Source organism: Janthinobacterium woesei (assembly GCF_051380875.1).
Taxonomy (GTDB): domain Bacteria; phylum Pseudomonadota; class Gammaproteobacteria; order Burkholderiales; family Burkholderiaceae_D; genus Janthinobacterium.
Map to the genome: position 1 here is coordinate 65867 of NZ_JBNYXW010000006.1, position 24588 is coordinate 90454.

Annotated in this window: 22 protein-coding genes; 8 read left to right on the plus strand and 14 right to left on the minus strand. The window is 62.3% G+C overall.

The window, feature by feature from the left end; all coding sequences use genetic code 11:
• Positions 1-8: 8 nt before the first annotated feature.
• Positions 9-602: a hypothetical protein gene (locus tag ACQ4W6_RS08030; RefSeq protein WP_436566658.1), complete on the minus strand. Its 594-nt coding sequence runs from the start codon at positions 600-602 to the stop codon at positions 9-11.
• Between the two features lie 115 nt (positions 603-717).
• On the opposite strand from ACQ4W6_RS08030, the gene greB reads away from it, so the two are divergent.
• Positions 718-1284: a transcription elongation factor GreB gene (gene greB, locus ACQ4W6_RS08035; protein ID WP_436566659.1), complete on the plus strand. Its 567-nt coding sequence runs from the start codon at positions 718-720 to the stop codon at positions 1282-1284.
• 55 nt (positions 1285-1339) lie between these two features.
• Here the strand turns inward: greB and ACQ4W6_RS08040 are convergent, their stop codons facing one another.
• From ACQ4W6_RS08040 to ACQ4W6_RS08055, 4 genes are all read right to left on the minus strand, one after another.
• Entirely contained in the window at positions 1340-3637 is a 2298-nt protein-coding gene (locus tag ACQ4W6_RS08040; RefSeq protein ID WP_436566660.1) for a RelA/SpoT family protein, read from the minus strand.
• A gap of 82 nt (positions 3638-3719) precedes the next feature.
• A complete protein-coding gene (rpoZ, locus tag ACQ4W6_RS08045) occupies positions 3720-3923 on the minus strand; it encodes a DNA-directed RNA polymerase subunit omega (RefSeq protein WP_094441537.1) in 204 nt (67 codons plus the stop codon).
• 53 nt (positions 3924-3976) lie between these two features.
• Positions 3977-4615 carry a guanylate kinase gene (gmk, locus tag ACQ4W6_RS08050; RefSeq protein WP_436566661.1) on the minus strand — a complete coding sequence of 213 codons (639 nt, stop codon included), beginning with the start codon at positions 4613-4615 and terminating at the stop codon, positions 3977-3979.
• Positions 4616-4763: 148 nt separating this feature from the next.
• Positions 4764-5654, minus strand: a complete 891-nt coding sequence (locus tag ACQ4W6_RS08055) for a YicC/YloC family endoribonuclease (RefSeq protein ID WP_436566662.1) — start codon at positions 5652-5654, stop codon at positions 4764-4766.
• A 319-nt stretch (positions 5655-5973) separates the two neighbouring features.
• Here ACQ4W6_RS08055 and rph point away from each other — a divergent pair, with 319 nt between their 5' ends.
• The 3 genes from rph to hemW all read left to right on the plus strand — a co-directional run bounded on the left by rph (position 5974) and on the right by hemW (position 8629).
• Complete coding sequence (gene rph / locus ACQ4W6_RS08060; protein WP_436566663.1) at positions 5974-6702, plus strand: ribonuclease PH; 729 nt, start codon at positions 5974-5976, stop codon at positions 6700-6702.
• Positions 6703-6764: 62 nt separating this feature from the next.
• Positions 6765-7358 carry an RdgB/HAM1 family non-canonical purine NTP pyrophosphatase gene (rdgB, locus tag ACQ4W6_RS08065; protein ID WP_436566664.1) on the plus strand — a complete coding sequence of 198 codons (594 nt, stop codon included), beginning with the start codon at positions 6765-6767 and terminating at the stop codon, positions 7356-7358.
• Positions 7355-8629, plus strand: coding sequence for a radical SAM family heme chaperone HemW (gene hemW / locus ACQ4W6_RS08070; protein ID WP_436566665.1), 1275 nt, complete (start codon positions 7355-7357; stop codon positions 8627-8629). The genes rdgB and hemW overlap by 4 nt, the downstream gene beginning before the upstream one ends.
• Here hemW and ACQ4W6_RS08075 read toward each other — a convergent pair.
• From ACQ4W6_RS08075 to zwf, 5 genes are all read right to left on the minus strand, one after another.
• Positions 8626-9798, minus strand: a complete 1173-nt coding sequence (locus tag ACQ4W6_RS08075; RefSeq protein ID WP_436566666.1) for a tetratricopeptide repeat protein — start codon at positions 9796-9798, stop codon at positions 8626-8628. The two genes, hemW and ACQ4W6_RS08075, sit on opposite strands and share 4 nt — an antisense overlap.
• Positions 9799-9940: 142 nt before the next feature.
• Positions 9941-11662 (minus strand): methyl-accepting chemotaxis protein, encoded by a 1722-nt coding sequence (locus ACQ4W6_RS08080; RefSeq protein WP_436566667.1) that lies wholly within the window; start codon positions 11660-11662, stop codon positions 9941-9943.
• Between the two features lie 233 nt (positions 11663-11895).
• Positions 11896-12831: a transaldolase gene (gene tal / locus ACQ4W6_RS08085; protein ID WP_436566668.1), complete on the minus strand. Its 936-nt coding sequence runs from the start codon at positions 12829-12831 to the stop codon at positions 11896-11898.
• A 185-nt stretch (positions 12832-13016) separates the two neighbouring features.
• Entirely contained in the window at positions 13017-13871 is an 855-nt protein-coding gene (locus ACQ4W6_RS08090) for an SIS domain-containing protein (protein WP_436566669.1), read from the minus strand.
• A 211-nt stretch (positions 13872-14082) separates the two neighbouring features.
• Entirely contained in the window at positions 14083-15555 is a 1473-nt protein-coding gene (zwf, locus tag ACQ4W6_RS08095; RefSeq protein ID WP_436566670.1) for a glucose-6-phosphate dehydrogenase, read from the minus strand.
• 560 nt (positions 15556-16115) lie between these two features.
• On the opposite strand from zwf, the gene ACQ4W6_RS08100 reads away from it, so the two are divergent.
• Entirely contained in the window at positions 16116-17069 is a 954-nt protein-coding gene (locus tag ACQ4W6_RS08100; protein WP_436566671.1) for a chemotaxis protein, read from the plus strand.
• Positions 17070-17151: 82 nt separating this feature from the next.
• Here the strand turns inward: ACQ4W6_RS08100 and ACQ4W6_RS08105 are convergent, their stop codons facing one another.
• Positions 17152-18048: an SMP-30/gluconolactonase/LRE family protein gene (locus ACQ4W6_RS08105; RefSeq protein WP_436566672.1), complete on the minus strand. Its 897-nt coding sequence runs from the start codon at positions 18046-18048 to the stop codon at positions 17152-17154.
• Between the two features lie 19 nt (positions 18049-18067).
• Positions 18068-19732: a glucose-6-phosphate isomerase gene (gene pgi / locus ACQ4W6_RS08110; protein WP_436566673.1), complete on the minus strand. Its 1665-nt coding sequence runs from the start codon at positions 19730-19732 to the stop codon at positions 18068-18070.
• 335 nt (positions 19733-20067) lie between these two features.
• Between pgi and edd the strand changes: the two genes are divergently transcribed.
• The 3 genes from edd to ACQ4W6_RS08125 are packed head-to-tail and all read left to right on the plus strand — an operon-like array spanning position 20068 to position 23194.
• Entirely contained in the window at positions 20068-21981 is a 1914-nt protein-coding gene (gene edd, locus ACQ4W6_RS08115; protein ID WP_436566674.1) for a phosphogluconate dehydratase, read from the plus strand.
• A 3-nt stretch (positions 21982-21984) separates the two neighbouring features.
• A complete protein-coding gene (eda, locus tag ACQ4W6_RS08120; RefSeq protein WP_436566675.1) occupies positions 21985-22614 on the plus strand; it encodes a bifunctional 4-hydroxy-2-oxoglutarate aldolase/2-dehydro-3-deoxy-phosphogluconate aldolase in 630 nt (209 codons plus the stop codon).
• A gap of 28 nt (positions 22615-22642) precedes the next feature.
• On the plus strand, positions 22643-23194 hold the full coding sequence (locus ACQ4W6_RS08125; RefSeq protein ID WP_436566676.1) for a Rhs element Vgr protein: 552 nt from the start codon (positions 22643-22645) through the stop codon (positions 23192-23194).
• 71 nt (positions 23195-23265) lie between these two features.
• Here ACQ4W6_RS08125 and ACQ4W6_RS08130 read toward each other — a convergent pair whose 3' ends face one another.
• Positions 23266-23466, minus strand: coding sequence for a hypothetical protein (locus ACQ4W6_RS08130; protein ID WP_436566677.1), 201 nt, complete (start codon positions 23464-23466; stop codon positions 23266-23268).
• A 150-nt stretch (positions 23467-23616) separates the two neighbouring features.
• The gene (locus ACQ4W6_RS08135; RefSeq protein WP_436566678.1) at positions 23617-24588 is read right to left on the minus strand and encodes a diguanylate cyclase; all 972 of its coding nucleotides are present in this window, start codon (positions 24586-24588) and stop codon (positions 23617-23619) included.

The following is a 24588-nucleotide window of genomic DNA, read 5'->3' on the forward strand; positions in this document are numbered from 1 at the left end:
TTTCTGCATCAGCGGCGCGCGCGCCAGAAGGCGGCGAAACGGCGCAGCACGCGCGCCGGGCGGGAGTCATGGCGGCCGGCCGTGCGCGTGCGCGTGCGCAAGCGTTGCCACCAGGCATGGCGTGCGCGTCCCAGCGCGGCCGACAGGCGGCTGACGCGGCGCCACGGGCGCGTGGCGCGCAGGCGGGCGATCCAGCGGTACTTGGTTTGCATGAACCAGCCGTGCCAGCGCGCAAACCAGGGCAAGCTGAGCAGGGTGGGACGCGTCAGGCTGTACAGGCGCGCCACGGTGGCCGCACCGCCCAGCTTGGCGACGAGGATCACGCCGATGCCGGAAAACGCATGGCCGCGCGCGATCGCCAGCAAGGCCAGCAGTTTGACGGGGAACAACAGCACGGCCGGCAGCACGAAGATGGCCAGCGCCCAGTATGGCGGCAGGCGCTTGATCCACGCTTCGAGCGCATGCAGCGGAGGGAACTGCGCCACCACCTGCATGATGCGCGCGCCGGTCGCCCACAGCCATTCCTCGAACAGCAGGAAAATGGCGGCCAGGTAGACCAGCGGCGCGAACAGCCAGCGCCTGAATTGGTAGAATTTTTTCATCCGTCTCCGTGCGCGGCCGATGTTTGCCGCGCTTGCCACGATGATACGTCAAAAAAGCCCGTTTGCTCCCGCTTGCGGTGCGCCTGCCGGCGTCTGGCGGGACTACAATAGGCACATGAATAAAGCCTTTGTAAAAGAGTCGGACAACGACGACGATGAGGAAGCGGCCGCGCTGGCGCTGGCCATCCCTGCCGGCGCGAAGAACTACATCACGCCCGCCGGCTACCAGCGCATCAAGCAAGAGCTGCTGCAGCTGATCGACGTGGCTCGTCCGGAAGTGGTCAAAATCGTCCATTGGGCGGCGTCGAATGGCGACCGCTCGGAAAATGGCGACTATATCTACGGCAAGCGGCGCCTGCGCGAAATCGACCGCCGCATCCGTTTTTTGACGAAACGCATGGACCTGGCCGCCATCGTCGACCCCAGCGTGCACCACGGCAGTGACCAGGTGTTCTTTGGCGCCACGGTAACTTACCGCACCGGGGACGGCGAAACGCACACCATCACCATCGTCGGCATCGACGAGTTCGACCCCCTGAACGGCAAGATCAGCTGGATTTCTCCGATGGCGCGCACCATCACCAAGGCGCGCGAAGGCGATTTGATCACGCTCAATACGCCGCTAGGGGCGCAAGAGCTGGAATTGCTGGAAGTGACGTACCCGGCGCCGGAAGAGGCTTGAGCTGAGCTGCTGCGCATGAAAAAACGGCTGGCCAGGTAATCTGGTCAGCCGTTTTTTAATTGCGTTCGCGCAATATTCTGTTGACTCCGGCCACACGGCGCACGTTGCGCAGCAGGGCGGCCAGGTGCACGCGGTCCTTGACTTGTACGGTGAAGCGCAGCTGGTCGAGGACGTTGTCCTTGTCTTCGTCCATGCCGACATAGATGATGTTGGCGTCTGATTCGCCGATTTCGGCGGCAACGCGGGCCAGGATGCCCCGTTCGCTGTTGATCAGCACCTTGATGCGGCAGTCGAAGCGGCGGTTCAGTTCGGTGCCCCAGCGTACGGCGATCCAGCGGTCCGGCTCCTTGGCGCGCTGGCGCTTGGCTTGCGAGCAGTCGCTGGTGTGCACCAGCAAGCCCTGGTCGCGGCGCAGCTGGCCGATGATCTGGTCGCCGGGAATCGGCAAACAGCATGGCGCCAGTTGCACGGAAACGCCTTCGCTGCCGCAGATGGTGACCGGGTCGAGCTCGCTGCCGCTATTGTGTTCCACCGGCATATTGGCCGCTTCGCCGCCGATCAGGCCAAAAATGTGGCGCGCCACCAGGGTGGCCATGCGCTTGCCGATGCCGATGTCCGCGTACAGCCCGTCCATGGAATTGGCGCTCGACTCGTTGAGCAGGCGTTCGACCAGCGGCGCGGGCAGGTCGGCGTCGATATTCAAGGCTTGCAGCGCCTGCGACAGCAATTGCTGGCCCAGGGCGATCGATTCAGGCAGGTTGATCGTGCGCAAATGGTGGCGGATGGCCGAACGGGCCTTGCCGGTGCGCACGAACGACAGCCAGGTCGGGCTGGGCCGCGAGGAGCAATCGGTGATGATCTCGACGATATCGCCATTGTGCAGCTCGGTGCGCAGCGGCGAGGTTTCATTGTTGATCTTGACGGCCACCGTCTGGTCGCCGATGCCCGTATGGATCGAATAGGCGAAGTCGATGGCCGTGGCGCCGCGCGGCAGGGCGATGATCTTCGACTTTGGCGTAAATACATACACGGAGTCGGGAAACAGGTCGACCTTCACGTGTTCGAGGAATTCGGCCGAGTCGCCCGTCTGCTGCTGGATGTCGAGCAAGGATTGCAGCCATGCATGCGTGCGCTGCTGCAGGTCGGACGGATTCGATTCGCCGCTCTTGTAGAGCCAGTGCGCCGCCACGCCGGACTCGGCCGTGCGGTGCATTTCCTGCGTGCGGATCTGGAATTCCACCGGCGTGCCGTAGGGGCCAATGACGGTCGTGTGCAGCGACTGGTAGCCGTTCAGCTTGCGAATCGCGATGTAATCCTTGAACTTTCCCGGCATCGGCTTGTACAGGCTGTGCAGGGTGCCCAGGGTGACGTAGCAGTCGGCGAAGCTGCCCACCACCACACGAAAGCCGTACACGTCCAGAACTTGCGAGAACGACAAGTGCTTGCTGCGCATTTTTTTATAGATGTCGTACAGGGTCTTTTCGCGACCCGTGACATCGGCCTCGATTTCCGCCAGGGAGAGCGTGCTTTTGACCGCTTCCATGATCTTGTTGACCACTTCGCGCCGGTTGCCGCGCGCCGCCTTGACGGCTTTCGCCAGGGTGCGGTAGCGCATCGGGTACAGGTGCGAGAACGACAGGTCTTGCAGTTCGTGATAAATATTGTTCAGGCCAAGGCGGTGCGCGATCGGCACGTACACTTCCATGGTCTCGCTGGCGATGCGGCGCTTCTTGGCGGCCGTCATGAAGTCCAGCGTGCGCATATTGTGCAGGCGGTCGGCCAGCTTGATCAGGATCACGCGCACGTCGGAGGCCATGGCCAGCAGCATCTTGCGGAAGTTTTCCGCCTGCGCTTCGATCTGGCTCTGGAATTCGATCTTTTCCAGCTTCGACAGGCCATCGACCAGGTGCGCCACGGGCGCGCCGAAGCGCTCGATCAATTCCTCTTTCTTGACGTCCTGGTCTTCCATCACGTCATGCAGCAGGGCGGCCATGATGGCTTGCGCGTCGAGTTTCCAGTCGGCGCAGATTTCGGCGACGGCGATCGGGTGCGAGATATACGGCTCGCCCGAGCGGCGCATCTGGCCCAGGTGCATTTCGTCGGAGAAGCGGTAGGCTTCCTTGACTTTTTTCAGGTCGGCGGGGGACAGGTATTCGGCCAGCTTGGCGGCCAGGTGGCTGACGGAGGCCACGCCCAAGGCCGGCGCTGGTGGTGCTGAAGAGGTGCCGTGTCCGGAGGTGCCGCTGCCAGACGTGCCAGTGCCGGGCGTGGATGCGCCCTGTGATTTTGCCGCCTGGCGCGAGGCCAGGGGCGGCAGTGCTGCTGAAGTCGTGTCGGCTGGGGTCAGACTCATAAAACGTCGCGTTGCTTTACAGTGTGAATAAAGGATACGGTAGAACCAGGGGTCAGCACTGTTCCGGCACGCGGATTCCGAATTACATCGGGACCTTTTTCAGCATTTCGATGCCGACTTTACCGGCAGCGATTTCGCGCAGTGCGACAACGGTAGGCTTGTCCTTGGCGTCGACCTTAGGTGTGTGGCCTTGCAACAACTGACGTGCGCGGTAGGTCGCAGCCAGGGTCAGCTGAAAGCGGTTAGGGATTTGTTTCAGGCAATCTTCGATGGTGATACGGGCCATAGTAACTCCTAATAGTGGTGCGTGGCGCTGTGTGAACTGGCGTGCAGGCGCTGTTATTCTGCGTGCAGGCCCAGCTGGGCGAATAGCGATGCGTTGCGGGCCGCTTGTTGCGCAAACCGGCAACGGGCCGCTCTCACGATCGCGCTCAGTTCGGACAAAGCGACCGTAAACTCTTCATTGATAATAACATACTCGAACTCGGGAGCGTGTGCGATTTCGCCGCCAGCGGCCAGCAGGCGGCGCGTGATCACGTGTGGCTCATCCTGGCCACGCTTGTTCAGGCGCTCTTCCAGCGCATCGATCGACGGCGGCAGGATGAAAATGCCGGCCGCGCGGGGGAATTGCTTGCGCACCTGGCGCGCGCCTTGCCAGTCGATTTCCAGCAGGATGTCAGTGCCGGCGGCCATTTGCTGCTCCACCATGATGCGCGAAGTACCATAGTAATTGCCATGCACTTCCGCCCATTCCAGGAACTCGCCCTGCTCGGCGCGCGCGACAAAGTCTTCCGCCGTCGTGAAATAGTACTCGCGGCCATGCTGCTCGCCCGGACGCGGTGCGCGCGTGGTGGTCGAGATCGACAGCTTGATGCCGGGCTCTTGCGCCAGCAATGCATTGACCAGTGTCGATTTGCCGGCGCCCGATGGCGCGGCAACCACGAACAGGCTGCCAGAGAAGGCGGTAAGGTGGCTCATGCGGATCTTTCAATAATCGTGTGATGTTGGCGCCCATGCTTGCGCAAGCGGCGCCCAATCCGTTATTTTACCAAGAGGCAAGGCGTCGGGCCACCCCCAAGATGCTGGCCCGGCCGGCGTCGGCCGGCGCCTGGCGTGGCTGACGGGGCTATTCCAGGTTCTGCACCTGTTCACGCATCTGCTCGATCAGCAGCTTCAAATCCATCGACGCGTCGGCCAGTTCCTTGACGGAGGCCTTGGCGCCCAGGGTATTGGCTTCGCGGTTGAGTTCCTGCATCATGAAGTCCAGGCGCTTGCCCACTTGCCCACCCTTGGTCAGGATGTGGCGCGTTTCGCCCAGATGGGCCGACAGGCGCGCCAATTCTTCCGAGACGTCGATGCGGATGCCATACAAAATGACTTCCTGGCGGATGCGTTCCATGGCGTCCTGGCGCGACAGCGCCGAATTCGAACCCTGGCTGGCCAATCCCAGCGCGTCCTGCATGCGCTCGATGGCTTTTTGCTGGAAGGCTGCCACGACTTGCGGAATCAAAGGCGTGATGCGCATGACGATGGCTTCCATCGCTTCGATGCGCGACACCAGCACCGCTTCGAGCGCCGCGCCTTCGCGCTTGCGGCTGTCGACGAAGGCGGCCACGGTGCGGCGGGTCAGCGCGCCCACGTCCGCCTGCAGGGATTCTTGTCCCACTTGCGCTTCCTCGATGACGCCAGGCCAGCGCAGCAGTTCGGCCACCGTCATCATGGGGGCGGAGACGAAATGCTGGCCCACTTCGTTTTGCAGGCGCGCCAGTTCGGCCAGCAGGGGCAGGTTCAGCGCCTGCGTGCCAGCGGTGGCGGCCTTGCGGCCAAAGCTCAGGCGTACTTCGACTTTGCCGCGCGTGATGGCGGACATGACGGCGGCGCGCAAGTCAGGCTCCAGCGCCCGCAGATCGTCATTGATGCGAAATTGCAGGTCGAGAAAGCGCGAATTGACGCTCTTGATTTCAATTGTCAGTGTGCCCGCAGCACCTTCGCTGGTGGCAACCGCGTAGCCTGTCATGCTTGAAATGCTCAAAGGATTCCCCGATTTGGTCTTGTTGTATACAGTCAGTCACTTATACACTTAATCAGCCGGCGCAGGCAAGACCGCCCGCGCCGTAAAACAGTGCCATATCATCCGATGGCCTGAAAATTGCTGAATAGTGTGCGTTTTACGGCATTGTAAAGAAAATTGTGTACGGCGGGGCAGGATTGTAGGGATCATGTGTGCAGTGCCCCCTGCGGCTGGCCATGGTGGCCCTGCGCTGTTGCATGACTGCAAATATGGCGGCGCGCGGTGTTAAAATCGCTGCCGCAATCCCAACCACACAGGACATCCCATGACATTTGAATCCCGCCCGAGCGGCCGCGCCGTCGACGCGCTGCGCGCCATCCGCATCACCCGCCAGTACACCAAGCATGCCGAAGGCTCGGTGCTGATCGAGTGCGGCGACACCAAGGTCATCTGCACCGCCAGCATCGAAGACAAGGTGCCGGGTTTCCTGAAGGGCAAGGGACAAGGCTGGCTGACGGCCGAATACGGCATGCTGCCCCGCTCGACGCACACGCGCATGGACCGCGAAGCGGCGCGCGGCAAGCAGTCCGGCCGCACGCAGGAAATCCAGCGCCTGATCGGCCGCTCGCTGCGCGCCGCCTTTGACCTGCAGGCATTTGGCGAACGCACCTTGCACCTCGATTGCGACGTCATCCAGGCCGACGGTGGCACGCGCACGGCCTCGATCACGGGCGCCATGGTGGCCGCCTACGATGCGTTTGCACAATTGCAGGCGCGTGGCGCGCTCACCGCCATTCCTGTAAAAAGCTTTGTCGCCGCCATTTCGGTGGGCGTCTACCAGGGCATGCCGGTGCTGGACCTGGACTACGTGGAAGACTCGGGCTGCGACACCGACATGAACGTGGTGATGACGGAAGCGGGCCACTTCATCGAAGTGCAGGGCACGGCCGAAGGCGCCGCCTTTGACCGCACCGGCATGAACCGCCTGCTGGACCTGGCGCAAGGTGGCATCGCCGACCTGATTACCCTGCAAAAACAGGCGCTGGGCCTGTAACGGTGCAAGGTGAGGGTGGCGCAAAAGGTTTACAATGTCGGCACTTCAACCGGACTACTGACATGACCCAACGCCTCATTCTCGCCTCCAATAACGCCGGCAAGCTCAAGGAATTCAATGAGCTGCTCTCGACCATCGGTTTTACCGTGCACGCCCAGGGCGAGTACGCTGTGCCTGAAAGCGACGAGCCATTTCATACCTTCGTTGAAAACGCGCTGCAAAAGGCCCGCCATGCGGCACGCCTGACGGGATTGCCCGCGCTGGCAGACGATTCCGGCGTGTGCGTCAATGCGCTCGGTGGCGCGCCGGGCGTGTATTCGGCCCGCTACGCGGGCGAACCGAAGTCGGACGCCGCCAACAGCGCCAAGCTGATCGCCGACCTGGCAGCGCATGCCGACAAGTCCGCGTATTACTACTGCGTGCTGGTGTATGTGCGCCATGCGGATGACCCGCAGCCGGTGATCGCCGACGGCCGCTGGAACGGCGAGATGATCGCCATTGCGCGCGGCAAGGGCGGCTTTGGCTATGATCCGCACTTCTATCTGCCTGCGCTGGATAAATGCGCGGCCGAACTGACGTCCGATGAAAAGAACGCGCTGTCGCACCGTGGCCAGGCCCTGCGCGCGCTGGTCGAGAAACTGCGGACCTTGCGATGATCCCGATCAAACTGGTGGGCAGCGCCGCCAAATCGGCAGCCAAACCAGGCGCGTCGCCAGCGCCGCAGGAAGGCATTTCCGGCGCGGCCGGGGCGGCCCTGAAATACCTGCAGCCGGGCGCCCTGAACCTGACGGCGCTGCCGCCGCTGTCGCTGTACATCCATTTCCCGTGGTGCGTGAAGAAATGCCCGTATTGCGACTTCAATTCGCACGAAGTGCGCGGCAGCTTCCCGGAAGAAGAATACCTGGCGGCCCTGCGCCTGGACCTGGAAATGGCGCTGCCGCTGATCTGGGGCCGCAAGATCCACACCATTTTCATTGGCGGCGGCACGCCCAGCCTGATGTCGGCGGCAGGGCTGGACCGGCTGATGTCGGACGTGCGCACCCTGCTGCCGCTCGATGGCGCTTGCGAAATCACCATGGAAGCCAACCCGGGCACCTTTGAAACGGAAAAATTCAAATCCTACCGGGCCAGCGGCATCAACCGCCTGTCGATAGGCATCCAGAGCTTCAATGGCCGCCATTTGCAGGCGCTGGGCCGCATCCACGACGACAACGAGGCGCGCCGCGCGGTGGAGATCGCGCACGCGCATTTCGATAATTTCAACCTCGACCTGATGTACGCGCTGCCCACGCAGACCCTGGCCGAGGCGCAGCAGGACCTGGAAACGGCGCTGTCGTTCGCGCCGCCGCACCTGTCGCTGTACCACCTGACGCTGGAGCCGAACACCCTGTTCGCCAAGTATCCGCCGGTGCTGCCGGACGACGACGAGAGCGCCGACATCGCCGACATGGTGGCCGCGCGCGCGGCGCAGGCGGGCTATGGCCGCTACGAGGTGTCGGCGTACGCGCAGCCGGGACGCCAGGCGCGCCACAACCGCAATTACTGGGAGTTTGGCGACTATCTGGGCATCGGCGCGGGCGCGCATAGCAAAATCTCGTTCCCGCACCGCGTCCTGCGCCAGGCCCGCTACAAGCAGCCGCGCGCCTATATGGATGCCGTCCTGGCTGGCAAACCGGTGCAGGAAGAGCGCGAACTGGCGCGCGAAGAGATGGGTTTCGAGTTCATGCTCAACACCTTGCGCCTGACGCAGGGTTTCTCGCCCAATCTGTTTGCCGAGCGCACGGGCCTGGCCATCAACGCCATCGACCAGCCGCTCAACGCGGCCGAAGCGAAAGGCTTGCTGTACCGCGACCACCAGGTCATCCGGCCGACGGAACTGGGGCTGCGCTTCCTGAACGACCTGCAGCAGATGTTCCTGGAAGACTAACGCGTGGCGGCGCGCAGATGCTGCAGCTTGGCCGCATATAAAGTGTGCTCGCTGCGCGTGGTGCTGCTGTCCATCGCCAGCTCCAGCTGCTTGTCCGCTTGCGTTAGTTGGCCCATGCGCGCATACGCTTGCGCTAGCCAGAAGTGGAATTCATGATAGTACGGGTCGCGCGCAAGTTCACGACTGAACAGCCGCGCAGCCTCCTGGTACTCGCCTTTCTGCATGGCTGCCTTGCCCAGGTTGAAGTAGTGGAAGGGCGGCTGCGGCTGCAACGCCAGCAGGTGGCGGCGCAGCGGCAGCGCTGCCTGCGGCATGCCCGAGGCCTCGAATGCCTGCGCCAGGTTTGACAGCAGCACGGTATTGTCCGGCGTGCGCGTCAGCGCATGGGCCAGGGTGCGCCGCGCCGCAGCCAGGTCGCCGTGGCGGAACTGGATCACGCCCAGGGTGTTGTAGGCGCCGGTAAATGAGGGGTCTTGCACGATGGCGTTTCTCGCCCACCAATAGGCCTGGTCCAGCTGGCCCTCGCTCATGGTTTCTGCGGCGCGGTTATTCATGTACATGGCGAGGATGGTCGCCTCGCCGATTTCGCGCGTGCGATAGCCTTCCACATCCTTCGATGGCAGGAAATCGATCACCAGCGTGCCCTTGGTATCGTAACTGTTGGGATGGTCGAACAGGCGCTGGCCCAGTACGAGGTTGACGTGACCGGCGACAAAGTACATGTCGCCGCTGCGGCTCCAGCTTTCTTCGCCCAGCACTTCCTGGTAGCGCACGTTCAAGCCCATTTCATGCGCCAGCGCCGCCGTCATGATGACCAGCGACAGGCAGTTGCCGCTGCGCGCCTCGAATGTCTCGCGCGCATTGCGGGTCATGGCCGCATCGTATTCCAGTTTCAGCCTGGACTTGTCGTACAGGGCGTCGTACAGCGCCGCACGGGGATTCTTGTTGCGCGACTCGTGCCCGACATTCGTGCGCAGGTATTGCCGCATGCTGTCGCTGAGGGCGAAGACCGGGCCCGCGTCGATGGCGCCAGCGGCTGCGAAATCGGCATCGTTGAAGATGGGTGGCAAGCTGGCAGGGAGGGCTGCAGCGCAGGCTGCCAGGGCGGCGCAGAGCAGGACGGCGCCAAGGCGCATGAACCGCCGGGCGGAAACAAGATAGGGGCGCATGGCTTCTCCCTGAACGGCGCCGGCTTTCTCAATGCGCGGTGGCGCGCCAGTCCCACCTGAAACCAGTATCGGCGCCCCTTGCGATGCTGTCAAACACTTAATCGGCACACTTAATCTGCCCGCGCCAGGCGCATGGACAGCGTTAAAACTCTTCCCAGTCCTGCTCGCCGGCGATGTGCGATGGCATTTTGTGCGCTGCAGCACCTGCCGTTTTGGCCGTGGCCTGGGGCTTGCGTTGCGGCGCCAGCCGTGGCGTGGCGGGAATGGCCGCTTTGGCCGGCCGCGTGGCCCGCACCGGCGTTGCCGCTGCGGCCATGTGTTCGAGCTGGAAGCCGGCGGCCACTTGCGCCAGGCGCGCCGCCTGGTCTTGCATGCTTTCGGCGGCAGCCGCCGCTTCTTCTACCAGGGCCGCGTTCTGCTGCGTCACCTGGTCCATTTGCGCGATGGCCTGGTTGACCTGGTCGATGCCCATGCTTTGCTCGGCGCTGGCGGCCGTGATCTCGGCCATGATGTCGGTCACGCGGCGCACGCTGTCGACCACTTCGCCCATGGTGCTGCCAGCTTGCTGCACCAGCCGGGTGCCGTTGTTGACCTGCTCCACCGAGTCGCCGATGAGGACCTTGATTTCGCGCGCCGCCGCGGCCGACCTCTGTGCCAGGTTGCGCACCTCGGTGGCGACGACGGCAAAGCCGCGTCCCTGTTCCCCGGCGCGCGCCGCCTCGACGGCCGCGTTCAGGGCGAGGATATTCGTCTGGAAGGCGATGCCGTCGATGACGCCGATGATATCGACGATTTTTGTCGACGCCGTATCGATGGCGCCCATGGTATCGACTACCTGGCTGACGATGCTGCCGCCCCGTTCCGCCACGCCGGAAGCGGCTACCGCCATCTGGTTGGCCTGGCGTGCGTTGTCAGCATTCTGTTTGACGGTCGATGTCAGTTCTTCCATCGACGACGCTGTTTCTTCGAGCGAACTGGCTTGCTGCTCCGTGCGCGCCGACAGATCCTGGTTGCCGGCGGCGATCTCGCCGGATGCCGTGGCAATCGCGTTGGTGCCCGTTTGTACTTCCGACACCACTTGGCGCAGCGCTTCGTTCATGCCTTGCAGTGCACGCATCAAGTCGCCGATTTCATCGCTGGCGGCCATGCCGAAATGCGTGCGCAGGTCGCCTGCGGCCACCGTTTCGGCCACCTTCACGGCGGCCTGCAATGGCTGCGTGATGGAGCGCGTGATCAGCCAGGCGCAGACGCTGCCCAATGCCACCACCAGCGCACACAAGGTCAACAGCAGGGTGAAGCTGCGCTCGTTGGCCGCCTCGATCGCTTGCGCCGTGGCGTCGATGGCCTTGCGCTGCTGCGCCAGCAAGGCCTTGACGTTGTTCTGGTAATTGGCGGCGGCCGGCGCGAAGCTGTCGCGGTAAGTGCTTTCCGCCTGCGCCGCATTGCCGGCCTTGCGCGCATTCATCACCTGTGTCTTGGCAGCCTGATATTTGTTGCGTTCACTGACGGAGGCCTTGAAAATGGCTTTTTCTTCATCGCTGTCGAGCAGGGTCTCGATTTTCTTCAGCAGTTCGCTGCCTTGCCTGGTGCTGTCGGCGATGGTCTCGGCAAATACGCTCGACAGGGTCTCATCGGTGCTTTTGGCGATCATCGAGGTGCGCGCGATGGCCGAGTAAATCAGCACATACCAGTCCGACACCAGGCGCTCCTTGGCCAGCGGCCTTTCCATCATTTGCCGGGTTGCCTCGGCATTGATGTGGGCGCTGTACAGCGCGTACGAAGTGGAGATGACGCAGAGCAGCAGCACCAGCGCGTAACCCGCTGCCAGGCGCGTGCCGATACGGAGGTGGGAGAGAGCGTGCATGATCGGATTCCTGTCGCAGAGGGGATGTAAGGTTGCCTGTGCGACATAGTATGCACCGATTTGTGACCAATAAGCGAGGGAAAAGCGCTGTTGTTTTTGCGCCTGTTGCAGTCTCGCCCGCGCTACAGCTTACCCGCCTGGAGCAAGTCCAGGCAGATGGTGGTCGGTGATGCATTGGATATGGAGGCGGCGCCGTGCACTGCACGAACGCCGCTTTTTTACGCAGTCCGGGCTTAACGCAGCGCTGCGATCATCTGTTTAAGCTTGCCGGAATCGACGCAGAAGGCGCGGATGCCTTCGGCCAGTTTTTCCGTCGCCATCGCGTCTTCATTCATCATGAAGCGGAAGGCTTCTTCGTTCAGCGACATTTGCACGATGTTGGCCGACGGCGCCGCTTCCGCGCTCAGCTTGCGTTCCACCGGCGCATTGCTGTCGGCCAGCTTTTGCAGCAGGTCGGGGCTGATGGTGAGCAGGTCGCAGCCGGCCAGTTCGAGGATTTGCGAGGTGTTGCGGAAGCTCGCGCCCATCACTTCGGTCTTGTAGCCGAACTTGCGGTAGTAATTGTAGATGCGCTTGACCGACTGCACGCCCGGGTCTTCCGCGCCCACATAGTCGATGCCCGTCGATTTCTTGTACCAGTCGTAGATACGGCCGACGAACGGCGAAATGAGCTGCGCGCCCGCTTCGGCGCAGGCGATGGCCTGGGGCAGCGAGAACAGCAGGGTCATGTTGCAGCGGATGCCTTCCTTTTCCAGGATCTGGGCGGCGCGGATGCCTTCCCAGGTGGCGGCGATCTTGATCAGCACGCGTTCGCGCGCAATGCCAGCGTTCGAGTACAGGGCGATCAGGTCGCGGCCCTTGGCAACGGTGGCTTCGGTGTCGAACGACAGGCGCGCATCGACTTCGGTGGACACGCGGCCAGGGATGGTTTGCAGGATTTCCACGCCAAACGCGATCAGCAGGCGATCGATGATCTCGCCGGTGGAAGCGTTCGGATGGTCGCGCACAGCCTTTTCCAGCAGCGGCTTGTATTCATCCTTCTGCACAGCTTTCAGGATCAGCGACGGATTCGTCGTCGCGTCGCGCGGCGTGTAGGCCTGGATCGATTGGAAGTCGCCGGTGTCGGCCACCACGGTAGTAAATTGCTTGAGTTGTTCGAGTTGGTTCATGGCTGCACGGGAAAGAGTGAAAGGGCTTGCCGGAGTATTGTACCGAATCGGGCCGGCCCCCTTGTTCTTTTTAATCCTGCAATAAGGCGTGCCTGCCAAAACGTTCAGGGCAAGGCGCGCTTCCGCAGACAGTACGAATGTACGGCAAGAAAGCGCAACGCCGCCATGGACGTTTTTCAGGCACGCTAACCGATGAAGGAATCGAACTGCATATCGAACTCTTGCAGCGCTTTTTGCGCATTCTGCATCTTCTTGCGGAATTCCGGCCCCCGCTGCAGGGCCAGGCCCACGGCCAGCACGTCGATTACCACCAGGTAGGCCAGGCGGGCCGAGATGGGGGTGTAGGGGTCGGTATTGAACACCAGGTCGATCGGTATCAAGACTGTCGCCAGGTCGGCCAGCGGCGTGCCCGATGGTGCCAGCACGATCACATCGGCGCCGCCGCGGCGCGCCAATTTGACCGAGCGTACCAGGGCGGGACTGTTGCCGCGCTGCGAGATGGCCACCAGGCAGTCGCCGCCGCGCAGCAGGGCCGCAGCGATGCTGTGGATGTTCGGATCGCTGTAGGCCACCGTCGGCACGCCCGAGCGGAAGAACTTGTGCTGCGCGTCTGCGGCCACGATGCCGGACGTGCCCTGGCCATAGAATTCGATCTTGCTGGCGCGCGAGAGGATATCGAGCGCGCGCTGGATCGCTTCCGGGTTCAGGTTGTTGCGCAAGTCGAGCAGGGTGTTGATCGAGCGGCTGCAGATTTTATTTACCAGGTCTGCCGCCAGGTCGTCCTGCGCCGGCTGTTCGTTCGCGCCCGGCATGGCCAGGGCCAGGCCCTGCGCCAGCTTCAGCTTGAATTCATGCCAGCCGTCATAGCCGAGGGTGCGGCAAAAGCGCACCACGGTTGGTTCGGACACTTGCGCGCTTTTCGCCAGCGCGGTGATGTTCTGGCTGACCGTCTGGCTAGGATGGTCAAGCACGGCCAGTGCGACCTTCTTCTCCGACTTGGAAAGCGAATCGAGCTGGGTGCGGATGGAGTCAAGTAGCATGCGTGCTGAGTCTTTGTCTTCTGGAAGAGGTGAAGCAGGGAATTCGCGCAGTATCACTCCGCGCCTGCGTAACGGCCGTGCCTTGCAAGGCACGGCTCCTTGCCCTGCTAGCTTAGTCTTCCGGCAGGGGTGAAGCAGGGAATTCGCGGAGCACGCTCCGCGCCTGCATAACGGCCGTGCCTTGCAAGGCACGGCTCCTTGCACTTCCAAACTAGTCTTCAGGAAGTGCTTCTTCACGCCATTGCAAGCCGTCGCGGCCGATCAGGGCGCTGGCCGCTGCCGGACCCCAGGTGCCTGCCGTGTACGGAATCGGCGCGGTGTCGTTCTGTTCCCAGTTGTCAAGGATAGGCTCGACCCATTCCCAGGCCGCTTCCAGTTCGTCGCCGCGCATGAACAGGGTCAGCTGGCCGCGCAGCACGTCGAGCAGCAAGCGCTCGTAGGCGTCCATGCGCGGGGTCTTGAACGATTCGCGGAAATCGAGTTCCAGTTCCGCCGGTTTCAAGCGCATGCCGTCGCCCGGGGTCTTTGCCATCAGATTCATGCGCAAGCCTTCATCTGGCTGCAAACGGATCACCAGGCAGTTTGGCTGGAAGCTCGACGTCGGCTGGTTGAAGATCGAGTGCGGGATCTGCTTGAAGCGCACGACGATTTCGGCCAGGCTGTCGGCCATGCGTTTGCCCGTGCGCAGGTAAAACGGCACGCCGGCCCAGCGCCAGGTGTCGATTTCCGCCTTCAGCGCCACGAAGGTTTCGGTGCGCGAATGTTCGGGCGCGTCCGGTTCGTCGCGGTAGCTCGGCACCGTGACGCCATCCACATGGCCAGCGCGGTACTGGCCGCGCACGATGTTTTGCGCCAAGGTGGTTGGGGTGAATTTTTTCAGCGAGCGCAGCACTTGCAGCTTTTCATCGCGCACGGCGTCCGGTGCGATCGAGGTTGGCGGTTCCATGGCGACGATGCACAGCAGTTGCAGCAAATGGTTTTGCAGCATGTCGCGCAGCGCCCCCGAGGTGTCGTAGTAACCCATGCGGTTGCCTACGCCCAACTTTTCGGCAATGGTGATCTGCACGTCGGAAATCCATTCGCGGCGCCACAGCGGTTCGAACAGTACATTGCCGAAACGCAAGGCCAGCAAGTTCTGCACGGTTTCCTTGCCCAGGTAATGGTCGATACGGTAGATCTGCGATTCCTGGAACACCTTGCCCACCTCAGCGTTGATCTGCTTGGCGCTGGCCAGGTCGCGGCCCAGCGGTTTTTCCAGTACCACGCGCGAATTCGGCGTGACCAGGCCATTTTCCTGCAGGTTGTCGCAGATCAAGGCGAATAGATGCGGCGGCGTGGCCAGGTAGTACACGCGGGTCAGGTCGGCATCGCCGCGCAGTGCCTCGACCAGCGGTGCATAGGTCTTGGCGTCGCTGGCATTGAGCGACACATACACGATGCGCGCGCAGAAGCGGCTCCAGGTGGCAGCATTCAGGGTACTGGCCTTGATGTGCGGGCGGGAGTTGTTTTCCACCATTGCCAGGAAGGCTTCCTGGCCGCTGTCCTGGCGGCCCACGCAGATAATGCGTGCCGTCGGCGGCAAGTCGTTCGCGACGTCGCGCGCATACATGGCAGGCAGCAACTTGCGCATTGCTAAATCGCCGCTGCCGCCAAACAGGACCAGGTCAAAATCGGTAAGAGCCATAAGTGAGTGTCGTCGCAAAAGTAAAAGAGCCGGAGCGGGAGGAGGCCGACCGGAAGTGCCAGTCTGTCGCTACTGTGTCGTGGTGTAAATTTACTACGTAGAAGTGGCAATTGCAAGAAATTTTACTACATTCCTCTCGCTTGCGTGAGGCTTTTGGCGTGCATCGTTGCGTGCCGGACCTGCATGGCCATTATATGCCGTTCGCCGTGCGGGAGGCGCGGGCATGATTTCAAAACGGCTTTGCAAAGCAACCATGGTTGTTTGGGAAATTTTCCTTCCTCTGCATCACGATTTGCGCTGTAGCAACAAGCAAGTCAAGAAATGCTGCCAGGATGGGCGTTGGCAGCTTAAAGTAGCTTTGTGGAAAGTAAAAAACCGTATAATTCAGACGCGAATCGATAGCAACTATTGCTTGTACGAGCTTGCACAATGACACCACTGCACCGTTAGCGCCGGCCATGCCCCGAACCCGCCTCCCGACGTCCATGCGGCATGCAGTCAGCACTGCCCGCCTCGCGGGCCGGCAGACTTAACTTTACAAGACGGCTCAAGGGGACACAATGAATTCAATGCAGCAAGATGTCGATGAACGCACCAGCCTGACGGGCAATAACAAATTTGAACTGTTCCTGTTCAAGCTGGGCACCAGCGATCACTCGACCAGCCGCGAACTATTCGGCATCAATGTGTTCAAAGTACGTGAAATCATGGAAATGCCGGTCATCACGGCGGTCGCCGGTGCGCATCCGCACATGCTGGGCGTGGTCAATATCCGCGGCCAGATCGTGCCCGTGATCGACTTGCCGATGGCGGTCGGCTGCAAGAGCAATGGCTTGAAGATCCTGATGGTGACGGAATTTGCCCGCTCGACGCAGGCGTTTGCCGTGGAAGAGGTCGATGAAATCGTGCGCCTGGAATGGAATCAGGTGCTGTCGGCCGAATCGAGCGTCGGCGGCGGCCTCGTCACCAGCATCGCGCGCCTCGATGGCGACACGCACAACACGCGCCTGGCGCAAGTGCTTGACGTAGAACAAATCCTGCGCAACGTGCTGCCTTCGGGCGAGCCCGATGTGGACCAGCACAGCATCGGCCCGCAGGTGCGCCTGCCTGCCGGCGCCGTGATTCTGGCCGCCGACGATTCCGCGCTGGCGCGCTCGTTGATCGAAAAGGGCCTGGACGCGATGGGCGTGCCGTTCATCATGACCAAGACGGGCAAGGAAGCGTGGGAGCGCCTGCAAGCCATTTCCAGCCAGGCCGCCGCCGAAGGAAAGACGGCGAAGGACAAGGTCGCGCTGGTGCTGACCGACCTGGAAATGCCGGAAATGGACGGCTTTACCCTGACGCGCAACATCAAGAACGACGGCCGCTTCGCCACCATCCCTGTGGTGATCCACTCGTCGCTGACGGGCTCGACCAACGAAGACCACGTCAAGGGCGTGGGCGCCGATGGCTATGTGGCCAAGTTTGTCGCCGCCGAACTGGCCGAGACGATCCGCAAGGTGCTGGCCCGGTAAATCTGCCGTCGCCTGTGAAAAAGCGCCGTGACCTGCGAGGGTCTGGCGCTTTTTTGTGCCTTTCAAATGCCGTGCGGCGATTTTACGCCTGGTAAGGCGTTTCCGGCTGTCCTGCCACATCCACGCGCACGGACAGCACGTGGCCGCTCAAAGGGTAGTCGGCGAGTTCTGCTGCCGAGCGGTTGTGGCTGGCGCTGGTGATGTACAGGGTGCGCAGGTCGGCGCCGCCAAAGGTCACCATGGTAGGACAGCGCACGGGCACGGCGATTTCGCCCAGCAGGTGGCCATCGGGGGCGAAACGCAAAATCTTGCCGCCTTCAAACATGGCCGACCAGTAATTGCCTTCGCTGTCGACAGCCGCGCCATCGGGGCGTCCGCCGTAATCAGCAGCTTTTTTGTCGGTGGAAAAGCGCTGGAATGGTTGCGGCTCGGAAATGGCACCCGTGGCCGCGTCGAAATCAAAGCGGTCGATGCGGTGCGTGGTGGTATCGGCGTGGTACATGGTGCGCCGGTCCGGGCTGAAGCCCAGGCCGTTCGACACCGTCATGCCGCCCGACCACACTTTGCGCACATTGCCCTTTTCCAGTACGAACATTTCCGCCGCTGCAGCACTGCGCGGCTCGAAAATGGTGCCGACCCAGAAACGGCCTGCGGGATCGACCTTGCCATCGTTGAAGCGTGTGGTGGCCATGTCGAACGGCGCCGGGGCGATTTCCGCCAGGCTGCCCGTTTTGGTGTCGAGATGGGCAAAACCGCTGCGCAGGGCCACGATCAGGCCGCCGCCGGCGTTGATGGCCAGCGCCGACGGTTCCGTCGGCATGTTCCACTGTTCGTGCTTGCCGCTGGCCGGGTGCAAACGGTGTACGGCGCGCCCATCGATATCGACCCAGTACAGGGCCGCTTCCTTGCCATGCCACAGCGGGCATTCGCCCACTTGCATGGGCTTGTCGCTGACGACTTTGATTTCGTATATGTTCATAGACCTCGATTAAAGATGTTTAGTACGCCGCCTTGGCCGCACGCGCCAGCGCGATCAGGCCATTGGTCGAGCTGTCGTGGTGGTCGGGACGGGCTTCGCCCGTCAGTTCGGCCTGGATTTTCTTTGCCAGCACCTTGCCCAGTTCCACACCCCACTGGTCGAAACTGTTGACATTCCACAAGACGCCCTGCACGAAGGTCTTGTGTTCGTACAGCGCGATCAGGGCGCCCAGGGTCGACGGCGTCAGTTGATCCATCAAGATAGTATTGCTGGGGCGGTTGCCGGGGAAAGTTTTGTGCGGTACCAGCGCCTCGATTTCGGCCTCCGGCAAGCCTTGCGCCTGCAGATCAAAGCGTACCTCGTCGCCCGTCTTGCCCGTCATGAAGGCTTCCGACTGGGCAAAGCAGTTGGCCAGCAGGGCGTCGTGGTGGCCCGGCAAATCGTGCGTGGCGCGCAGGGCGGCAATGAAATCGATCGGCGTGATATCGGTGCCCTGGTGCAGCAGCTGGAAATACGCGTGCTGTGCATTCGTGCCGCAATCGCCCCAGATAACGGGGCCGGTCGGCACGCCGACAGGCTGGCCATCCTTGGTGACGCGCTTGCCGTTGCTTTCCATGTCCAGCTGTTGCAAATAGGCGGCAAAGCGGCTCAGGTCCTGGTGGTAGGGCGCGATCGAAACAGAGCCGCATTCGAGGAACTGGCGGTTCCAGAAGCCCACCATGGCCAGCACCACGGGCATGTTCTGCTCCAGAGGCGCCTGGCGGAAGTGCTGATCCATCGCATGCGCGCCGGCCAGGAAATCGCTGAAGTATTCAAAACCGACGGACAGCGCCACGGCCAGGCCGATAGCCGACCAGACGGAATAACGGCCGCCGACCCAGTCCCAGAACGGGAACATGTTTTCCGGCGCGATGCCGAAATCGACGATGGCTTGCGTATTCGTCGACACCGCTACGAAATGGCGCGTCAGGTCTTTTTCCGCGCCTTCGAGCAGGAACCAGGCGCGCGCCGTGTTGGCGTTGAGCATGGTTTCCGTCGTCACGAAGGTTTTCGAGGCAACGATGAACAAGGTGGTTTCCGGATCGACTTTGGATAAGGTCGCTTCCATGTCGTGGCCGTCGACGTTGGAGACGAAATGCATCTCCAGGCCCGGGTTGGCGTAGGAGCGCAGCGCCAGGCACGCCATTTTCGGGCCCAGGTCCGAGCCGCCGATGCCGATGTTGACGATGTCGCAGATGGGCTTGCCCGTGTAGCCGAGCCAGTTGCCATTGCGCACCTTGTCGGTAAATGCCTTCACGCGCTGCAGCACGTCTTGCACGTCGGCATCGATATCCTGGCCGTCAACGACCAGCGTGGTGCCGCGCGGGGCACGCAATGCCGTATGCAGAACGGCCCGATGTTCGGTAAGATTGATTTTCTCGCCCGTAAACATCGCTTCGCGCTGCGCTTCCACGCCGCGTTCGCGGGCCAGGTCCATCAGCAGCGACATGGCGGTGGCGTCGACGCGGTTCTTCGAATAATCAAGCAGCAGGCCGGCCGCATCGACTGTCATGCTGGAAAAGCGCGCTGGGTCAGCCGCAAATAGCTGGCGCAGATGGACTTCGCGCAGGCTGGCGCTATGCGCTTGCAGGGACGGGAAACTGGCGGTGGCGGTGATGGCAGGAATGGATGCTGGCTGGCGCATGGCGGTCGGCTTGGGTGCTTGTCTCGGTTGAAAGGGGCGCGGTGCGTTCGGCGTGGCGAACAGCTGAACCGGCGTTGGTATGAGAATAATACATCACAAAAACGTAATTTCACTACAGTTTATGCAGGTGCACACCATTTTCCAGGTTTTTTTTAACACTTTATCCATGCTGCAATAGATAGATGAGGAGGGCGATTGACAATGAGATTTTGTTGTTTTGCCTTGAAAAGTCGTCAGAAAATGGATTATTTATGCCGCCGGCCCCTGCAAGGGTGCTTCTTCTCCACCATTTTGTAGTAAAATTTCACGAAATACTCATTTTTAAGGAAATCCATATGGCGCTGCATCCAGTAGTCGAATCCGTAACAGCGCGCATCATCGCGCGCAGCCGGCCATCGCGCGGCGCCTACCTGGCGCATCTGGATGCGGCACGCATCCAGGGCGTGCAGCGCGGCGCCCTGTCGTGTACCAATCTGGCGCACGGCTTCGCCGCCTTTCCCGCCAACGACAAACTCTCGCTGAGAGAATACAAGAAACCTTCCGTGGCCATCGTTTCGTCGTACAACGACATGCTGTCGGCCCATCAACCGTTCGAAGGTTTCCCGCAGATCATCAAGCAAGCCGTGCGCGAAGTGGGTGCCGTGGCGCAGTTCGCCGGTGGCGTGCCCGCCATGTGTGATGGCGTGACGCAAGGCCAGCCGGGCATGGAATTGTCGCTGTTTTCGCGCGACACCATCGCCATGTCGACCGCCGTGGCGCTGTCGCACAATATGTTCGACGCGGCCCTGTACCTGGGCGTGTGCGACAAGATCGTGCCGGGCCTGTTGATCGGTGCGCTGCACTTTGGCCATTTGCCAGCCATCTTCGTGCCGGCCGGGCCGATGACGTCGGGCCTGTCGAACCAGGAAAAAGCCAAGGTGCGCCAGCTGTATGCGCAAGGCAAGGCTACGCGTGAAGACTTGCTGGAAGGCGAATCGAAGGCCTACCACGGCGCGGGCACCTGTACCTTCTATGGTACGGCCAACAGCAACCAGATGCTGATGGAAGTGATGGGTTTGCACTTGCCGGGTGCCGCCTTCATTACGCCAAACACGCCGCTGCGCGATGCGCTCACAAAAGCCGCCGCCCAGCGCGCCGCCGGCATCACGGCGCAAAGCGCCAACTACTTGCCGGTAGGCCATATTGTTGACGAGAAATGTATCGTCAATGCCGTCGTGGGCTTGCTGGCCACGGGCGGTTCAACCAACCACACCTTGCACCTGGTGGCGATCGCCAAGGCGGCCGGCATCGTCATCGACTGGAACGATTTCAACGAACTGTCGGCCATCGTGCCAATGTTGACGCGCATCTACCCGAACGGCGACGCCGACGTGAACCATTTCCACGCCGCCGGCGGCACCGGTTACCTGATCCGCGAACTGCTGGACGCGGGCCTGCTGCACGACGACGTGACCACCATTTTGGGCAAGGGCTTGCGCGCGCACTGCATGGAGCCGTTCCTCGGCGAAGACGGCAAGGTCTTCTGGAAAGACGCGCCGCTGGCCAGCGCCGACGACAACGTGCTGCGCCCGGCCTCGAACCCGTTCGCGCCGGACGGCGGCATGGTATTGGTGGCGGGCAACCTGGGCCGCGCCGTGATGAAAGTCTCGGCCGTCAAGCCGCAGCACCGCACGGTAGAAGCGCCTGCGCTGGTGTTCAACTCGCAGGAAGAGTTCATGGCCGCCTACAAGGCCGGCACGCTGGACCGCGATTTCGTCGCCGTGCTGCGTTTCCAGGGCCCGCGCGCCAACGGCATGCCGGAATTGCATGCGCTGACGCCAGCACTGGCCAATTTGCAGGATGCCGGCCGCCAGGTGGCGCTGGTCACCGATGGCCGCATGTCGGGCGCATCGGGCAAGGTGCCGGCGGCGATTCACGTCTCGCCTGAAATTCTCGCCGGTGGCCCGCTGGGCCTGGTGCGCGACGGCGACATCATCCGCCTCGACGCCTTTACTGGCGTACTGGAGGCGCTGGTGCCGGCCGACGTCTGGCATGCCCGTTCGCTGGTGCAGGCCGATCTGTCGCCAAATCACGTCGGCATGGGCCGCGAGCTGTTTTCCATGTTCCGGTCCACCGTCAGCGCGGCGGAAGAGGGTGCCACCACCTTCGGCCTGCCGTCGCCGATTCCCACTACTGTCGCCTTGCACGATGCCGACAATGTCGGCGATACTATACCGGGTTCCGATGAAGACTTTTTGGCTAGGAAATAAGAGATGACCATGACACTACTGGAAATTATGCGCACCTCGAGCGTGATCCCCGTGATTGCGATCGACGATCCTGAACATGCCGTACCGCTGGCGCGCGCGCTGGTGGCGGGCGGCATCCGCGTGCTCGAAGTGACCCTGCGCACCAAGCACGGCCTGGAAGCGATCCGCGCCATGTCGGAAGTGCCGGGCGCCATCGTCGGCGTCGGCACACTGACCCGCCCCGAGGAATTTGCTGCGGCGCGCGATGCGGGCGCCGTGTTCGGCGTTTCGCCTGGCTTGACGGCGGCCCTGGTGGCGGCGGCGAAAAGCAGCGGCCTACCCCTGCTGCCGGGTGTGATGACGCCAGGCGAAGTGATGGCGGCGCGTGAAAACGGCTTCTTGCAGCTCAAACTGTTCCCGGCCGTGCCGGCTGGCGGCATCGGCATGCTCAACGCGATCTACGGCCCCTTGCCGGACATCACATTCTGCCCGACGGGCGGCATCTCGCAAGAGACGGCATCGCAGTTCCTGGCATGCAAGAACGTCGCCTGCGTGGGCGGCTCGTGGCTGACGCCAAAAGACGCGATCGCGGCCGGCAACTGGGACCGCATCACGGAAATCGCCAAGGCCGCCAGCGGCCTGCGCTCCGCCTAAGTAGCAGCGGCGCGGCAGCCTCCCGGGCTTGCCGCGCTGTTCTTCATTCACCTTCTTCATGCAAGTGCTGCGCCGCCCCCTGACCATCGGTGAAATCACCATGGTCCGCAGCATCTTTCAGGGCGCCATCGACTACGCGCGCGTGCGCGTCGTGCGCGGCTCCTTTCTGCCCTTCGGCCTGCAGGCCCAGAATACGGCGATGACGCCGCGCGGCAGCCTGCACTTCATGCCGGCCCAGTACCGCGACGATTTTTCCCGCGAAGGCAACGGCGGCAAGCTGTTTTTCATCCATGAAATGGTGCACGTGTGGCAGTACCAGCTTGGCTATGGCGTCTTACTGCATGGCGTCCTGCTGGCCTTGCGCGGCGGCTATGTCAAACAGCGCGCCTACCGCTACGATGCGCAGGCCGGCGGTGTGTTGTCCGATTTCAACATGGAGCAGCAGGGCGACCTCATCGCCCACTACTTTGGCGCGCGCCAGCTGGGCATCCCGGCTTACGTGGCGCAGCTGCCGCAGTTGCAAGAGATACTGCAAGACTTTCTGCTTGATCCCGCCGACCGCAGCTTGCTGCCGCGCTAATATGTATTGACCTGTCAAGTGTTTCGAAAAAAATCCTGGTTTGTATGTTCATGGCCAGCTCCGTTGATGCTTTAAGCGCCGTTTGCGGCAGAGATTGGCCGATGGCCCAGATGAATCCGGCTAGCTCGCGCGCCACCGCCGCCTGCGCTTTCGGGGTCGATGAACAGGGTCAGCAAGGTGGCGCTGGACAACAGCAGGCGCATGCCATTGACCATGCTGGTATCCATGCCGACGCCCGGCAAGCGCGATTTGATGGGCAGGTCGAGATTCACAAGCACCCCTGGCCGTATCCGCGCAGGAACGGCGCATGCACATGGATGGATGCCGCAGATAAATTTTTATTGTTTTTGCTGCAATCAAGAGCGAGTCTACGCACCCGCCGTAAAGATGTCCACTGGAATTGCGCGCCGGGTGTTGCTTTCCTACCGCGTCTGCACCATCACGCGATTGCGCCCGGCGCGCTTGGCCAGATACAGGGCGCGGTCGGCGGCGCCGATGAGGGCGGAAATTTCCAGTGCCTGGTGCGGCCGCTGCGTAGCGATGCCGATGCTGACCGTGATGTGCTTGACGTCGTTGCCCGTTTTTTCGTGCGCAATGCGCAAGTCGGCGGCGCGCTGGCGGATCGCTTCGGCCATGTGCAGCGCCTGCGCGGCATCGGTGTCGGGCAGGATGGCGGCAAATTCCTCGCCGCCATAGCGCGCCAGCAAGTCGCTCGGGCGCTTCAGCATGGCGGCCAGCTCGGCTGCCACGCCGATCAGGCAGCCGTCGCCCTGCTGGTGGCCGTAATGGTCGTTGTAATCCTTGAAATGGTCGATATCGATCATCAGCAGCGACAGCGGGCTGCCGGTGCGCATGGCGCGCCGCATTTCCTTGTCGATGGCCACGTCGAAGTGGCGCCGGTTGGCGATACCCGTCAAGCCGTCGGAAAAGGTTTGCGAGCGCAAAACCATGGTTTGTTCGCGCAGCAGCTTTTCGCGGCCGACGGCGATGGTGACATCATTGATCTGGATCAGGCAGTGGCGCGGCGCGCCGGGTAAATTGATCGGTGTGACGGCGATGGCTTGCTGCATGCGTTCCTGGCCGTCGGCGACGCCAGCGGCCACGCCATGCGTGTACAGCGCAAACGGCGCCTTGTGCAGCGTTTGCGACAGCAGCGACTGGAAATTGTCGCGCAGGGCCTGGGTGATGGCCGATGCGATGCGCTTGTGCCGCAGCTCCGGGAAGACGGCAAAGAAATCCTGGCCCAGCACCGCCTCGGGCGTCCAGGCGGAGTGGCGCGCCATCCAGCGGTTCCACAGCACGATGCGGTGCTGCTCGTCGAGCACGATGGCGCCCAGGTTGACGGCGCCGATGATGCTTTCGAGCAGGGCCAAACGGTGTGCAGCATCGGGCAT